At 62.7% G+C, this 15744-nt stretch carries 8 protein-coding genes, 1 tRNA gene and 2 pseudogenes; 2 read left to right on the top strand and 9 right to left on the bottom strand.

Annotated features, from left to right (window positions below; all coding sequences use genetic code 11):
• Positions 1-150: 150 nt before the first annotated feature.
• From HMPREF1224_RS0112225 to HMPREF1224_RS26130, 9 genes and pseudogenes are all read right to left on the bottom strand, one after another.
• Positions 151-411 (bottom strand): annotated as a pseudogene (locus tag HMPREF1224_RS0112225) (transposase); the annotation flags it as partial.
• 7 nt (positions 412-418) lie between these two features.
• Positions 419-1795, bottom strand: coding sequence for an IS30-like element ISPa37 family transposase (locus HMPREF1224_RS44395; protein WP_078451229.1), 1377 nt, complete (start codon positions 1793-1795; stop codon positions 419-421).
• 68 nt (positions 1796-1863) lie between these two features.
• Positions 1864-2750: pseudogene (locus tag HMPREF1224_RS44390) on the bottom strand (IS3 family transposase); the annotation flags it as partial.
• A gap of 41 nt (positions 2751-2791) precedes the next feature.
• Positions 2792-4384, bottom strand: coding sequence for a type VI lipase adapter protein Tla3 (locus HMPREF1224_RS44385; protein WP_275874830.1), 1593 nt, complete (start codon positions 4382-4384; stop codon positions 2792-2794).
• Positions 4384-6534, bottom strand: a complete 2151-nt coding sequence (locus HMPREF1224_RS26150) for a type VI lipase effector Tle3 (RefSeq protein WP_010793562.1) — start codon at positions 6532-6534, stop codon at positions 4384-4386. The genes HMPREF1224_RS44385 and HMPREF1224_RS26150 overlap by 1 nt, the downstream gene beginning before the upstream one ends.
• Entirely contained in the window at positions 6531-7028 is a 498-nt protein-coding gene (locus HMPREF1224_RS26145) for a type VI lipase immunity protein Tli3 (protein WP_010793561.1), read from the bottom strand. Before HMPREF1224_RS26145 ends, HMPREF1224_RS26150 begins: the two co-directional genes overlap by 4 nt.
• A 3-nt stretch (positions 7029-7031) precedes the next feature.
• A complete protein-coding gene (locus HMPREF1224_RS26140; RefSeq protein ID WP_010793560.1) occupies positions 7032-10091 on the bottom strand; it encodes a type VI secretion system spike protein VgrG2b in 3060 nt (1019 codons plus the stop codon).
• 180 nt (positions 10092-10271) lie between these two features.
• Positions 10272-10790 (bottom strand): Hcp family type VI secretion system effector, encoded by a 519-nt coding sequence (locus HMPREF1224_RS26135; RefSeq protein WP_003083317.1) that lies wholly within the window; start codon positions 10788-10790, stop codon positions 10272-10274.
• A 1253-nt stretch (positions 10791-12043) separates the two neighbouring features.
• Positions 12044-12120, bottom strand: a tRNA-Arg gene (locus HMPREF1224_RS26130).
• A gap of 629 nt (positions 12121-12749) precedes the next feature.
• Between HMPREF1224_RS26130 and gabD the strand changes: the two genes are divergently transcribed.
• On the top strand, positions 12750-14201 hold the full coding sequence (gene gabD / locus HMPREF1224_RS26125; protein ID WP_003106269.1) for an NADP-dependent succinate-semialdehyde dehydrogenase: 1452 nt from the start codon (positions 12750-12752) through the stop codon (positions 14199-14201).
• A gap of 244 nt (positions 14202-14445) precedes the next feature.
• Positions 14446-15726, top strand: a complete 1281-nt coding sequence (gabT, locus tag HMPREF1224_RS26120; protein WP_010793559.1) for a 4-aminobutyrate--2-oxoglutarate transaminase — start codon at positions 14446-14448, stop codon at positions 15724-15726.
• Positions 15727-15744: the final 18 nt, after the last annotated feature.

Here is a 15744-nt window from a genome sequence, read left to right as displayed (position 1 = left end):
CGGCCTTGAGTGCCATTCCCGGCCGGACAGGATCGGTTGCTCTGGTCTCGCGGCGAGGGACAGGCGCTGCTCGGCGGAGCGGGTGGCGGTGAGGCAGGTCTTGTCTAGTCCTGAAATAGGTTTACACCTGCTCAGGTAGGCCGATAGGCCTCAAAACGCCCGATGCACCGCATCGGGCGTTTTGTTTTTCAGGGCCATGTGAGGCCGCTCTGTGTTGTAGATCTGCACGGCTTCAGCAACCATCTTCCTTGCCTGCTCCAGATTTTCAGGGCTACTCAGCAGCAGCTCTGTTTTGAGGATCCCGTAGATGCGCTCAGCTAGCGCGTTCTGGTAGCAGTCATATCCGTCAGTCATCGAGCACTGGACGCCATGCCGTGCATGCAGTGACTGATACAGCGCCGAGCAATATTGGGTGGATTCAATCGGCCGTCGCAACACTGGGTTGCTGAATAGATGTTAGATAGTCATTCAGTACCTCGGCAGGTGTTTTCCAGCCGAGCGTTTTCCTGGGTCTAGTGTTCAGCGTATGGGCTACGGCTTGGATCTCTTGGTAACTCCAACGAGACAGGTCGGTGCCTTTCGGGAAATATTGCCGTAGAAGACCGTTTGTATTCTCGTTCGTACCGCGCTGCCATGGACTGTGAGGGTCGGCAAAGAAGACTTTTACTCCAGACTCAATGGTAAAGCGGACGTGATCCGATAACTCCTTTCCACGATCCCAAGTCAATGATCGCCACAGCTGAACGGGTAAGCCAGTCACGGCCCTCTTCAATGCATTGGTCATGGTGACAGCACCGTAGCCAGCAAGAGCGGGGCCGTTCTTCGTCCGGGGAGTCAGCCCGTAACCTTCCTCGCGAGGCAGATGAACGAGCATGGTAAATCGGCTTGAGCGCTCGACCAGCGTCCCGATGGCGGATCGGTTCAGGCCAATGATCAGATCACCCTCCCAATGCCCTGGTAAGGCACGATCCTCCACCTCAGCAGGACGGCTGGAAATCATGACATCCTCGCTGACATGTGCCCATGCCTTGGCCTGCGCCCTGGCTCTTGGTACGCGCAACGCCCGCCCAGTACGCAGGCAACTCACCAGTTCATGCTTGAGAGCGCCTCGCCCTTGAATGTAGAGAGCCTGATATATGGCTTCGTGAGAAATACGCATGGACTTGTCATCCGGGAAGTCGATTTGCAGCCGGTTGGCAATCTGTTCGGGTGACCAACCATTGACCCATTTACGGTCACCACGATGTGGTTTATTTCGTCCCTTGAATGGTGCCTGTAGAGGACCGGCAATCTCACGGCCATTAGCGTTATGAACCTTGCCTTCCAAGCGCTCTTGCACGTAATGGCGCAGTTGCGGGTTGGTCACCAATCTCGCCGGCTTCGGTCTCTTGGCAACCAATTCAGCCTTCCACTGCGCGACTGAAGCGCGATACTCGAGCCGGCCGCTACGAGTTGCTGCGTTACGAGTCAGCTCCCGTGAAATGGTCGACGGACTTCGTCCAAGACGGCGAGCAATCTCACGCACACCAACACTTTGCGCCCGGAGCAGCCCGATCTCTTCTCGCTCAGCGAACGACAAGTACCTTCCTGATATGTGGTTCGACATGAATAATGGCATTCCGCCGCGATGACGGAACCAGCGTGTGCCTACCGCTGGCGATACGCTAATAGCCTCTGCCGCCCTTTCGCTTGTGATCCCGGTTGCGATCTGTTCCCAGAATAGCCGCTCGATCTCTCGGCGAAGTGACGGGGCACCTGGCGAGCGCATTGCCCCTCGCCCCGTCAACTCCTGCATCCACCCTGCAGGTCGCCCCATAAACACCTCCACGATCAAAGGTGTTGCAACGACCGGTTGAATCCACCTTGAATACCGCGATCCGAGTGGTGGACCAGTGACTGGCGACGCTGCCGTTTGCGTAGGGCCTGCCTAAAGGCTTGTGCAACTGACTTGGCATGCAGGCTTTCATGCACATGGTGGCCAACAATTTTTCTGGAATACGCATCCGTTACCAGGCTTAGGTACAGCGGGCCGCTACTGGCTGGCAGGTAAGTAATGTCCGCCGCCCAAACGTGCTCCGGTCCTGACGGGACAACCTGGTTCGGGCCTGACTTGAGTAGGTTCGGATGGCGGTAGAAGCGGTGAAAGCTTTGTGTTGTCTTGTGATACGCCCGCTTGGGCAACACCAGCAAACGGCGCTCTCCCAGGACCTGAAATAGTCGGTCTCGGCCAATTTGGAGCCGCCTATCAGGCTGGCAATGCAGCAGATAGTGCAGCTTTCGTGTGCCTAGTCGTGGCTGACGTATCCGGATTTGTTGAACAAATTCGACAACCCGATCTGCCTGGCGTGCTTTGCTATCAGCAGCTCGATTGCGCTTGTAGTAAGCCTGTCGGCTCATGCCAAGAAACTGACAAGCCCTGGCAATGCTCAGTCCTGCGACTTGACCTTGCGAGAGGACTTGCCGGATCGCTTTTTTACGACCGATACACCGTAATCATTTTTCAGGACATCGACGACGGTCTCGAAGAACTGAGCCTTCTGGCTCATCAACTCAAGCTGCTGCTCAAGCTCTTTGATCCGCTGCTCTGGAGTGAGCGTTTTGGGGTCAGACATCGCGCAACTCCTCTCGGCCCGAATCGACGCCCCTTGGCTCCAATCCTGCCGACCATGCTTGCGCAACCATACCAGAACCGTCGACCGGCCCTGGATGCCATACCGCACCTGGGCCTGCTTGTAGGTCACCTGTCCTTGTCATCTGACGAAAACTCCATCTGGCGCGGGACACCATCGACCTACAAATCGTCCTGCCAGTCGGTGCTGGGTTTGAGGCTGCTCAGGAACTCTTCCAGGGCATAGTCTTCGCCGGGCGGCAACCGGGTCGTGAGCCGACTGGCGGGCGCCACCGGGTCGGCCGATGGCGGCGGACCGTCGCCGCTGGCGGTCTGCGGCAGCAGGTCGACGCCGAACGGGTCGTGAGCGGGCTTCTTCCCAGGCGTCGGCGAGCTGATGCCGATCAGGGTCGCCTGGTCCTTGCGCCGCAACGGCATCACCATGCTGCTGTCGCCGTTGAGGTAGCTGGCCATGGTCGCCAGGGCGATGCCAACGAAGGGCGAGGCCGCGCCGGTGTCGCCCAGGCGCTGGGTCAGGTCGTAGCTTTCCCGCGAGTCCAGCAAGTCCAGCGAACTCTGCGCGGCGCCCAGCGCCGGGGTGAGTTCGGCCAGCGGCGTGGCGTTCAACCCGCCGTCGTAGAACAGCCGGGCGGGCGCCGGCCTGAGCCCGGCACTGGCCGTCTTCCAGGCAGCGGCCAGTTGTGCGGTGAGAGCTTCGCGCTTGAGCCGTTCGCCGGTATCCGGGCGGGTCAGCGGCACACTCACCGGTCGATGCAGCCTGGCCAGCACCGGCAACGCATCCCACTGCTCCAGAGCCCGCTCGGTCCAGGGCTGGGGAATGAACGGCGTGGGGCGGAACTCAACCGGTGGCTTGCGCCAGCCCCAGCCACGGAACTCGGGGTCGATCCGGTTTTCGTTGACCTTGGTGTAGGGGGCGAACTGGCGTAGCCAGTCGACCCGCTCGGGGCGGCCGACGATCAGGGCGACCATTGCATCCGTAAGCGTTCCAGGTATCCGAGGGCCTGACACAGCGCCTAGTGACTTCAATGTTACATCTCTACTGGAAAGCGCCCCCGCCATACTGATGCCTTCATTCGCATACACCAACACTGCTGGCAAGTCAGGGTTGCGTTCGAATAAACTGAACAACGCCTCCAGTACTCCTTCAGGCGTATCGTTACAGATAATGCCATCCTGCAAATTGGCAATCCGATGCCAATGCAGTCCAGCCGGAACACGGAGATCATTGACTTTTACTGACAGGCTTTCCCGCGTCTCCTCCGGAGTGAAGCGTAGGTTAGGAGTGCTCGGATCCCAACCACGCACCACCGTCACCGTCGGTATCGGCCATTTCTCCAGGAAGTTTTTCAGCCCTAGTTCCAAGGCGTCCGCTTGGCGCTTTTCATACGCCATATCCTTGTCATCCGCAGACGTCGGATACTTCTTCGGGTCCATCGGCAGGATGCTGCCGACATGCAACGCCTCGGCCTGTGCGGCATTCTGCTCCTGCAAGGCCTTCCACACTTGCCCCTGGCGAAACACATCCAGGCTCATGCCTATGCTGAGCACGTCCAGGGTTTCCAGGCGCGGCGAGGTTGTCGGTGGGTGATAAGCATCAGCGGACATGGTGGCCTCCTTGGCCGGGGCGTAGGCGGTAACGGACGTGGCCGGACTGGCAAAGCAGCGCATCGAGGATAGCGGCGACTCGGCCGCCTGCCCCACAGGGCAGTTCAAAAGGACGCCAACGAGAGAGAAAGCTGAGAGCATCAAGCGCATTAGATTGTCCCCCCAAAGCGCACCGCCTGCTCGTGGTAACGATCTAGGATGGTTTGTGTCCCGACCAGGGAAGGCAGTCTATTTCCTACTACCACAGGGAACTCGCCACTCTTGCGGTAAGCTACGGTGGCGTCTATTAACTGGCTGTTTTTAGATTCTTCCGCACGGTACAAAGCACGCACCTCTTCATCCGGCAGATCAACAGACGCATCACCTTGACTAAATATTCCTTTGTCCGAAGCCTTCCAATCCAACCGCCAATCCGCCACCCGACACAGATACTGATAGAAAACCACATCATCCACGCTGTCCCCGGCCCCGATGGCCAGGTCATAGGCCAGTACCCGCCGGCTATGCTCCGGGTTGTTGGGTATGGCCGAGTGGAACGACAAGGGCTCCAGATGGCCCTCCGCCGTCTGCAGGCGCAGCCGGGCCTCGTAGGGAGTTTCCGCGCGGGTGACCAGAACCATGCCGGTGCCCAGTTCACGAGCGGAAAACACATGGGTCTGCTGGGCCAATTCCTTGCCTTCGTTCAACGCCCTCTCCACGCTGCGCGCGTCGCGCCCGTAGCGGTACGCCAGCGCGGCGTCCACCTGTTGCGCGACGGCGTGCCCGCTGTCCTTTTCCTTCCAGCCGCCGTTGCTTACGCCGATGGCGGCGTCGATCGGATCGAGGGTATCGCGCACCTGATAGACGCCGCTGGCGGAGTTCTCTCCCGGCGCCGTGACGGCTCCGTCGAAATCGAATCGCGCTTCCGTCGGCAACGGCAGACGCGGCGCGGTCAGCAGCACGCTGTCGCCCTGGTCGAAGTTCGCCCGGCCGAATCTGTCCTTGCCGCCCAGCCCGGTGTCTTCCCAGGTCTTCTCGCCGGCCAGCAGAAGAGGATAGACATGGGGAGGGGCGTGCCCGCCGATCTTTTCCTTCTCGCCATTGCGCTTGCGTACGGTGAAGATGCGCTGGTGAAAACCCTGCGGCAGCCCGGTCCTTCCCGGGAGCCCCTTGACCTGCTCAGCAATGCCGCGCCAGCCGATACCCTGGACGTTGGCAAGTCCCACCGTCTGGTCCTGGGGCGTGAAATACAGGTAGACACTGCCGCGATTGTCGCGCTCATCGAAGCTGAGCCGTTCCCCGTCGATGGTCGTCTGGCAGCCCTGGCCACCCACCCAGCCGGGGCCGCCTATCGCGCCGTAGCCTTGGCAGTTGCGCAACGCGACGCTGCTCAGCGCGGGGACCGGATGGCGTCGGCCGCAGATGAACTCGAGGATACCTTTGAGCGTGGCCAGCCGCGCCTCTCTGGTCTGCTGGCTGCTCCAGCCCTGGAGCTTCTCGTTGAGGGGTTCGAACAGGCCGTAGGGTGAGTTGAGCATGATCACCCCGTCCGCCGGCGCCACGCCGTCATCCTTGAGGAAGGCATGTGCCAGCAGGGTCAACAGGGTGCCCTGGCTGTGCCCGACGACATTGATGGTGTCGTCCGGGTAACGCTTGCGGATGATCTTGATCAACATGGCCAGGCGCATGGCCGCAAGGACCATGTACTTGCGCCCTGCCGCCGAAAACAGCGGATGGGTCATGGTGCCGCCGAACCAGTCCAGCGAGATGAAACCGAACAGCTTGCCGTTGAAACCCTGGCCCCACATGTCCGGCAGGTTGGTGGTGGCATTGACGAACTGCCCGCCTTCCTTGGTGCCGGACTTGTCCAGCCGGTTGCCGTTGCGGTCCAGCCATTCGCCGTGGGCCGCGGTCTTGTTGATGTATTGCTCTTCCTCGCGGAAGCCCCAGTAGAAAGGTACGACTACGCTGCGTACGGCGGCCCCGCCGGCGCCACTGGCGAACTTGCGCCGGTAGTAGACGACGTCGGGGTTCTCTGCCTTGCCTTCGTCGTCCGCCGGCAGGCTGTAGCCCGCCGGCGTCAGGTAGCCGGGATTGGCCTGCCCGCCGGGCAAGGTCGGCGGCATGTCCAGGCGTTCGTTGAGCCCCTGGCAGAGCCCTCGCTCGATCCGTTCGTAGCAACCCGCGAGATCGTTGACGCCATGCACCACGATGGTCACGCAAGGCTTGGGCGGAGGCGGCACCAGGTGCACGTCGCCGCCCTTGGGCAAGGTGATGGACTGGGCAGAGACGATCGTCCTCGACCGAACCCTATCGTTCATGGCTTCTCTCCTTGCCGCTCCTCGGCGTTGCGTCGTGCCAGGCAGGTCGCTTCGTCGAGCAGCATCCAGTTGCCAGGTTCGCCGGCCAGGCAGAATTCGACGGCAATGCTGGAAACCGTTTGCTGGTGCCGACGGCTACGCTCGTTGAAATGAATGAATGCGTTGTAGCTCCCATCTGGCTGCAAGCGCTCCGGCCGGCGCAGGAGCACGCTGGAGCCGGGATAGTCGCCGAAGACCTCGATCTCCCCGGCACGCCACCCGGGCGGGAGCTCGATCCGCCACAGCGTTTCCTGGCAATGGCTGCCGACCCGCCGACATACCGAAACACGGGTGATCTCGACGTCGTTGGTTTCCGCCAGCAAGGGGCGTAGATCCAGTGTCACGCGCCCGGAGCTGGCGTGCACCGGGATCTGCGGTGGCAGTTTGGAAACGGCCAGGGCCTGGGCGCTTCCCAGGCCGAACAGGCAGGCAATGAGCAAGGTCTTGCATTTCATTGGTCAGTATCCCGTTGGGAAGTTTTTCAGTACGCCAGCGAACCTGCTGTTCGCAGAGGCTTCCCCGAACTCGTTCTTCTCGAGGAAATAATCTCGAACGATGTCTCCCTGCTGTTCGATGTTGTAGTCCTTCAACGTCTTTCCCGGCTCCAACCGGTAGGCGTACTGGTCGCCTAGGAGAAACTGCCTGGCTTGCTGGTAGGCCCCCACCAGAAGGACGTTGACGCCATGCTGGTGCTGCCAGACATGGGTCATTTCGTGAATGAACAGACCCTGGCGCTGCAGGCTCTCCAGGCTCCAGTCCGCCACGCCGCGCAACTCCTCGCCGAAGTAGATGTGGCCGTTCGGCGCCATCACGTAGTCCTTGCCCTGCCAGGGGACATAGTCCTCGTCGCGCAGGCGGACCGTGGAATAGTCGATGGAATCGCCGAATACGCCTTTCGCCAGGCTGATTTCCCCTTCGCTGAGAGCACGTCCGGCCTCGGCGTCGGGGCCACTCAGGAGCTTGCCGACTGCAACCGCCGCGCCAACCGCCGCTGCTATCCCGGCAACTGCGGAGGCGGGCGATTTCGTGTGTTTCATATCGACCTTGGCGATGTTCATCGCATCCTTCTGCAGCAGCTGGGTAGCGCCTTCGGCGTCGGTGACGCCCTCGATGACCTCGCCGTTGGCCATGGTGATGGTATAGGGCACGTTGGGCATGGCCGTCTGCCCGTCCAGTTGCTTGAGGACGAACCGCCGCTGCGTCTCGCCCACCTCGAACTGCGGCAGCTCGGCTTCCAGGCTGGCCGCGCCGACATGACTGTGCTTCGCCGCCTTGACCACGAAGTTGCCGGGCATGCCCAGCTCGATGTTGCCGCCCTTGAGGGTCAGGTAGGCGCCGCCGCACATCAGGGTGATGTGCTCCTTCGCGGTGACCAGCACGTGCTGCTGGCTGGCGCTGACCTCCACGCTCTGCTCGGCTTCCAGGCGGATGTCGTTCTTCTGCGCCTGCAGCAGCATCGGCCCCTGGTGGGTGATCTGGCGCAGCTCGCCGCCCTGGGCGAACAGGCCGATGTCGCTGCCGGCGTTGATCACCACCTTCTGCCCGGCGGTCACCTGCTGGTTCTGCCGGGCCACGCTGTCGACGTGCTCGCCGGCGGCCAGGGTCAGGCTCGCCGGCGTCGCCGCGGCGATCCCTGCCGGACCGCTCAAGGCGATCGCCGGCTTGCCTCCGTTGCTCTTGCCGGACTCGTCGTTGGCACCGTGGCCGAGGTCGCGCACGGCTTCCTGGAGGGTTTGCTGCGGCGCCGCGTCGTGCCCCACGCCCTGGTGCTCCCCGGCGTAGTCGCCCAGCTCGCGGGCCAGCTCCAGCGCCGCCTCCAGCACCTGCACCACGACGCCTCGGTCGAGATGGCCGGCGCCGGCCCTGAGCTGCTCCTCGGTGCTCAGCAGCAGCCCCTTGGCCGCACGCACCGCGCCATGTTCGTCGGTGCGCAGTTCGAAGCCCTCGCCGCGCGGCTTGCCGCCTTCGGGCCGAGGATGGGTCAGGTAGCCCAGGTGCAGCGCGCTGGCACCGTGGTCGCTCATCAGCGCCGCACTGATCTGCGCCGTGGTGTCGTCGATGCGCAGCTCGTTGGCCCGGCTGCCCTTGTACTCCTTGCTCTTGATGGTGCTGAGGATCTTGTGGTCGGGCAGCGCGTAGGGCGGCCGGTTGGTCGCCCGGTAGGTACGCCCGGTGACGATCGGCTGGTCGCAGTCGCCGTCCAGGTAATCGACGATCACCTCCTGGCCAATCCGCGGGATCGCCATGTGCCCCCAGTCGGCACCCGCCCAGTTCTGCGCGACCCGTATCCAGCAGGTACTGAATTCATCGTGACGTCCCTCGCGATCCCAGGGGAACTGGACTTTCACCCGTCCCCACTCGTCGCAATGGATCTCTTCCCCTGCCGGGCCGACTACCGTCGCGATCTGCGGACCATCGATACGCGGCCGAGGCAGCGGTGCGGGACGCCATTCGACGTCCTCGGGTACCAGTTCGGCGCGCAGGTCGTAGCTCACCCCCAGAGGGGCGTCGGCGGACTCTTCCTCCTGGCCGGCATACTGGGTGCCGCGATGGACCACCCGCACCGGCCGCCACCAGGCGTTGAAGTCGGCACGCGGATGACCTTCCAGGGCAAAGGCGTGGCCCGGGATCAGCCGCGGGTCGTCGCCGCTGACCGATGCCACCCGTGCATCGCGCCGATGTCCTCTGAGGCGGCTTTCGCTGAAAGGCCGGCCCGCGCCGCTCCGCTTGTAGCGACCGGGGTAGTCGTAGCGCTCGTAGGACGAGTCCTGATGCTCGAGCGCCTCGCCAGCGAGATGATGCTCCTGGTCGTAGGTCGGGCGCTTGAAGCTGTAGTCCCGCTGGGTCTGTCGAGCCGTACGAACATTTTCGCTGTAGCGGAAAGAATGAAGCACCGGCTGCGGGTTGTCGCCCTCCGGCTGGGCGCTGAACAGCACCGGGCCGCCGGCGATACGCTCCTGGACGTAGAGCCGGTCGCTGCAGACCAGGGTGTGGCGGTGTTCGTCGAAGCGGAAGTAGTAGACCAGGCCTTCCTCGAAAGCCAGCCGGTCGTGCAGGTAGTGATCGCTGTCGCCGGCCTGCACGCAGTATTCGCGCGGCAGGTGCTCATGGTAGATGCGCTGTTCGTAGTCGAGCACCCGGTGTTCCTTGAGCAGCGCCTGGAGAATCTCCGGAACACTCTTCTCCTGGAAGATCCGCCAGTTGCAGCACAGCTCCAGGCGCGCCAACTGTGGTTCCAGCAGCAGTTCGTAGCGGGTCCGGCGAAAACCCGAGCTGCCTTGGGTGAAGTGGCTGACGATGCCATGGACGTAGCGGGCCGGACGGCCGTCCTGCCAGAGGGTGAAGGTGCCCGGCTGGTCGAGTACCTGCTTGAAATCGATGGCGTTCTTGTCGCTGGCCAGCTTCAGGCTCAGGCGGAAAGGCTCGCAGAGCGCTTCTTCCAGTTCGAACTCGACGACATCGAACGCAAGGTTCCCTTCGCCAACGACGAAGGTGAATTTCAGGTCTCTTTGACGCATGGATCGTTCCCTGTTCCGGGTGGGCAGTTCCTTTCCAATCCATTGGAGGAGCAAGCCACGTTACTCTTGCTCAGCCGGCGCCGAAAGTCTTTGGCTCTGTGTCGATTTCGCGAAGTCGCGGACATTTTCGGCTCGACGGAGAACCGGCCGCACAGGTGTACGACCGGTGTGCCTGTCAACTCACCCTGCCACCGGCGAGCGCCAGTCGTCGGAGCCGGAGGTGCCGGAGACTTCGTGGGTCCAGGTGATCTTGCGGTAGGTGAAGTGCACGTCTTCCAGGTGGGTGAAGTGGGCGTTGCCCGGGTCCTGGCAGTTGTGCATGTAGTCCTTGATGTCGACGATGATCGCGTCTTCCAGGACGGTGGTGTAGTAGTGCTCCTGGGTGCCGGCGGCGGAGGTGCGGTACCACTGGATCTCGACCTTGGTCAGGCGCTCGCCGGAGGTCAGGGCGGCCAGCAGCAGCGGCGAGGCCTTGTCGAAGACCTTGGTGATGACCACCGGCTTGTGCACGCGCTGGCCGGTCGGCTGGCCGGACTGCGGGTCGCGCGGGATGATCACTTCGTGGTTGAAGCCCTGGACCATCACCTGGTCCTCGTGGCCTTCCTGGTAGGTGTTGCCGACCGAATCCTCGGTGAAGGCGCCGGCGGTGATCAGGCCCTGCTTGGTGCCGGTGATGGACATGTAGGCGGGGGTTGCCATGGATACGTTCCTTGTCGTTGAAAGTGCCCAGGCGATATGCCGGGGGCATCGGTGCTAGACAAGAACCGTGCCACTAGTCTTGAAACTCTTTTCCATCAAGGCGTTATTGGGGGAAGCCAAAAATTCGCTGGCGATTCTCATGGGAAGAACACTGAAAATTGCGCAACTTTTTGCACACCGCTTGCAAAAAGTTGCGCATTCTCTCGGAGCTCTTTGGGTGTTTGTTCCCTAGCGTTCTATCCACAGCTTTATCCACCAAAAAGTTGCACAATGGCTTTTGGATTGTGAGGCTGAATGGTCGGAGTATTTTCTGCCTCTGCCCCTATCCAAACAACGCTTCAGCACGGGTAGTCTGATTGTCCAAACGTTCACCAAGCCCAGCCGGTACAAGCTCACCTTTCCACCGTATGCGTGACCTCTCCCTCAGCCGGTATTCCCCCAATGGGGGCGAACCGCCGTTCAAATGCGGGTGGCCGGCTTGAAGTCGGATAGTCTGACCTCAAAACCGGCAAATCGCCGGTTTTGGATCTCCTGCATTGCAGACAAAGGCTCGCTGCGTTCAAGCGCAAATACGGGAATATCCCGCATTTGAAAACCCGGCTTCAAAAGTACGCAAAACGTCCTTTTGACTGCGGACGAAATTCGTCGTCAGTCGGTGTTTTGTGCGTCCGAATTTCGGACGCACAAAATCCCCCAGATTCGGGGTATTACGAGAGTCTCGTAAAACTCTCACTCCAGCCACCGGCTGAAGCCGCCACTACAAAATATTCGTAGTGAACATGCCCTGATTTTTCAGGAGATGATCGCGCGACCGTGGCCGCAATTTTGTGGAGATGGCGACCCCGCTGAGTTACGGCCTCGGGCATTAACGTTGGAGCAACGTTGGCTAACGGTGGACTAACGTTGATCGCGTTACCGGGAAGGGGCGCATTTCAAGTGCGCCCCTTGGCGCGACCAGCGATGGCTCCGAACTGAGCCATGGGCTAACGCGGCGCTATCTCACAACCACCAATGGGGGAAGTGAGGAGAATCCCACCTTGCCTGACCAATCGCCAGGGGATCGAACTTACCGGGAGCGACGCAGGCCACCCGGTTGCCCTGCTGGAACTGACGACAGACATTTGAGCTGGCCGGCATAAAAAGCCCCGCCTGAGCGATTCAGGACGGGGCTTTCCTTTAGGCTTACTGCACCCACCATGCACCCATGAGAGGTGGCTTGTGGCTAATGACTTTTGGTAAGTGCTTGATTTGTATGGCGCATCCGGCGGGATTCGAACCCACGACCCCTGCCTTCGGAGGGCAGTACTCTATCCAACTGAGCTACGGATGCAGCGCCGCGGCTCGCGCGGCAGGCCGCAATCATACGCATCTCGTCGGCGGGAGTCCATTCCATGTGCGTACGTTCGTGATTTCGAACGAAAATGACCGTCCGTCGAGGATGTGCTCAGAAAAGCAGCAGAATTTTCCGACTTTCGTTGATTTTATCGAACGGGGTATTGCCCTTTGTCAGTGGTGGCCCTAGGATTCGTTTGAGATTTCAAACGCCCCCAAAGCCACAACAACAGGAGACCGGGGAATTGGCATCAGTTCAGCCGGCCGCGTGCCCCTGGAATGACCTCTTTCTGACCTGCCCGTCGCTCGTCCGGCCTTTCGCGCTGCCGGGCCGCCGTGGTGCCGGCGTGGCGTTTCGTCCGCGTTCCCTTTCCCGCACGAGCCTTTCGTATCCTCCCCGACGCCTGCCGGCGGTCGCGTTCTTCCGCGTCCGCCCGTTGCGCACGGTGGCCGGCCGGTAACGGCGACGCCGCTGGCACAGGGCGCAGGAAATGGAACACCGGGGCGCTGGCCCTTTCGAATAACCAGCAGGCAACACTTTCCGGTTACAACCGAACCAGACAACCAGGCACGCGGGGTAGTCGAGGTAGACCCGCTGCTCACGGCATTCCTCGAAGGAGACAGGTCATGCAACTCAAAGATGCCAAGCTGTTCCGTCAACAAGCCTACGTCGATGGCGCCTGGGTGGATGCCGACAACGGCCAGACCATCAAGGTGAACAACCCGGCCACCGGCGAGATCATCGGCAGCGTGCCGAAGATGGGCGCCGCCGAGACCCGCCGCGCCATCGAGGCTGCCGACAAGGCCCTGCCGGCCTGGCGCGCGCTGACCGCCAAGGAGCGCGCCAACAAGCTGCGCCGCTGGTTCGACCTGATGATCGAGAACCAGGACGACCTGGCCCGCCTGATGACCATCGAGCAGGGCAAGCCGCTGGCCGAGGCCAAGGGCGAGATCGCCTACGCCGCCTCCTTCCTCGAATGGTTCGGCGAAGAAGCCAAGCGCATCTACGGCGACACCATTCCCGGCCACCAGCCGGACAAGCGCATCATCGTGATCAAGCAGCCGATCGGCGTGACCGCGGCCATCACGCCGTGGAACTTCCCCTCGGCGATGATCACCCGCAAGGCCGGCCCGGCCCTGGCCGCCGGCTGCACCATGGTGCTCAAGCCTGCTTCGCAGACCCCGTATTCCGCCCTGGCCCTGGCCGAACTGGCAGAGCGCGCCGGCATTCCGAAGGGCGTGTTCAGCGTGGTCACCGGTAGCGCCGGCGAAGTCGGCGGCGAGCTGACCAGCAACCCGATCGTGCGCAAGCTGACCTTCACCGGTTCCACCGAAATCGGCCGCCAACTGATGGCCGAGTGCGCCCAGGACATCAAGAAGGTGTCCCTGGAGCTGGGCGGCAACGCGCCGTTCATCGTGTTCGACGACGCCGACCTGGACGCCGCCGTCGAGGGCGCGCTGATTTCCAAGTACCGCAACAACGGCCAGACCTGCGTCTGCGCCAACCGCCTGTACGTGCAGGACGGCGTGTACGACGCCTTCGTCGACAAGCTGAAGGCCGCCGTGGCCAAGCTGAACATCGGCAACGGCCTGGAAGCCGGCGTGACCACCGGTCCGCTGATCGACGCCAAGGCCGTGGCCAAGGTCGAGGAACACATCGCCGACGCGGTCTCCAAGGGCGCCAAGGTGGTTTCCGGCGGCAAGCCGCACGCCCTCGGCGGCACCTTCTTCGAGCCGACCATCCTGGTCGACGTGCCGAAGAACGCCCTGGTGTCCAAGGACGAGACCTTCGGCCCGCTGGCGCCGGTGTTCCGCTTCAAGGACGAGGCCGAGGTCATCGCCATGTCCAACGACACCGAGTTCGGCCTGGCGTCCTACTTCTACGCCCGCGACCTGGCCCGCGTGTTCCGCGTCGCCGAGCAACTGGAGTACGGCATGGTCGGCATCAACACCGGCCTGATCTCCAACGAAGTGGCGCCGTTCGGCGGCATCAAGGCCTCGGGCCTGGGCCGCGAAGGTTCCAAGTACGGGATCGAGGACTACCTCGAGATCAAGTACCTCTGCCTGGGCGGTATCTGAGCCCGGCGAGGAACGCATCCGGAGGGGCCGGACGGCAGGCAAGAGCTGCGCCGTCCGGTGTCGACGTTGCCGGTGGTGGCACCGGACGAACCGGGAGACGCGGTCGCCGATCGCGAAGCGGCTCCGAGCCCTGGCGGGCCTGCAAGTCCCGAGGCAGTCGATCATCGCATGCTGCCTTGGGGAGCTTCCTTCCCGCCTTCATCCTTTGACCCGGCCGACCCGATGAGCGGCCACTGAGGAAGCCATGAGCAAGACCAACGAATCCCTGCTGAAGCGTCGCCAGGCCGCGGTACCCCGCGGCGTGGGCCAGATCCACCCGGTCGTCGCCGAGCGCGCCGAGAACTCCACCGTCTGGGACGTGGAAGGCCGCGAGTACATCGACTTCGCCGGCGGCATCGCCGTGCTGAACACCGGCCACCTGCATCCGAAGGTGATCGCCGCGGTCCAGGAGCAACTGGGCAAGCTGTCCCACACCTGCTTCCAGGTGCTGGCCTACGAACCCTACATCGAGCTGGCCGAGGAAATCGCCAAGCGCGTGCCGGGCGACTTCCCGAAGAAGACCCTGCTGGTCACCTCCGGCTCCGAAGCCGTGGAGAACGCCGTCAAGATCGCCCGCGCCGCCACCGGCCGCGCTGGCGTGATCGCCTTCACCGGCGCGTACCACGGCCGCACCATGATGACCCTGGGCCTGACCGGCAAGGTGGTCCCGTACTCCGCCGGCATGGGCCTGATGCCGGGCGGCATCTTCCGCGCCCTGGCGCCCTGCGAGCTGCACGGCGTGAGCGAGGACGACTCCATCGCCAGCATCGAGCGCATCTTCAAGAACGATGCCCAGCCCCAGGACATCGCCGCGATCATCATCGAGCCGGTGCAGGGCGAGGGTGGCTTCTACATCAACTCCAAGTCCTTCATGCAGCGCCTGCGCGCCCTGTGCGACCAGCACGGCATCCTGCTGATCGCCGACGAAGTGCAGACCGGCGCCGGCCGTACCGGCACCTTCTTCGCTACCGAGCAACTGGGCATCGTTCCTGACCTGACCACCTTCGCCAAGTCGGTCGGCGGCGGCTTCCCGATCTCCGGCGTGGCCGGCAAGGCCGAGATCATGGACGCCATCGCGCCCGGCGGCCTGGGCGGCACCTATGCCGGCAGCCCGATCGCCTGCGCCGCGGCACTGGCCGTGCTGAAGGTGTTCGAGGAAGAGAAGCTGTTGGAACGTTCGCAAGCCGTCGGCGAGCGCCTCAAGGCCGGCCTGCGCGAGATCCAGGCCAAGCACAAGGTGATCGGCGACGTTCGTGGCCTGGGTTCGATGGTGGCCATCGAGCTGTTCGAGGGCGGCGATACCCACAAGCCGGCCGCCGAGCTGGTCAGCAAGATCGTCGTCCGTGCGCGCGAGAAGGGCCTGATCCTGCTCTCCTGCGGCACCTACTACAACGTCATCCGCTTCCTCATGCCCGTCACCATCCCCGACGCGCAACTGGAGAAGGGCCTGGCCATCCTGGCCGAGTGCTTCGACGAACTCGCTTAAGCTGCACCGGCAAAGCGA

This window comes from Pseudomonas sp. P179, assembly GCF_000478485.2.
GTDB classification, from domain to species: domain Bacteria; phylum Pseudomonadota; class Gammaproteobacteria; order Pseudomonadales; family Pseudomonadaceae; genus Pseudomonas; species Pseudomonas aeruginosa.
Note: the sequence above shows the minus strand (reverse complement) of the source record. Positions and strands in the feature narration are given on the sequence as shown.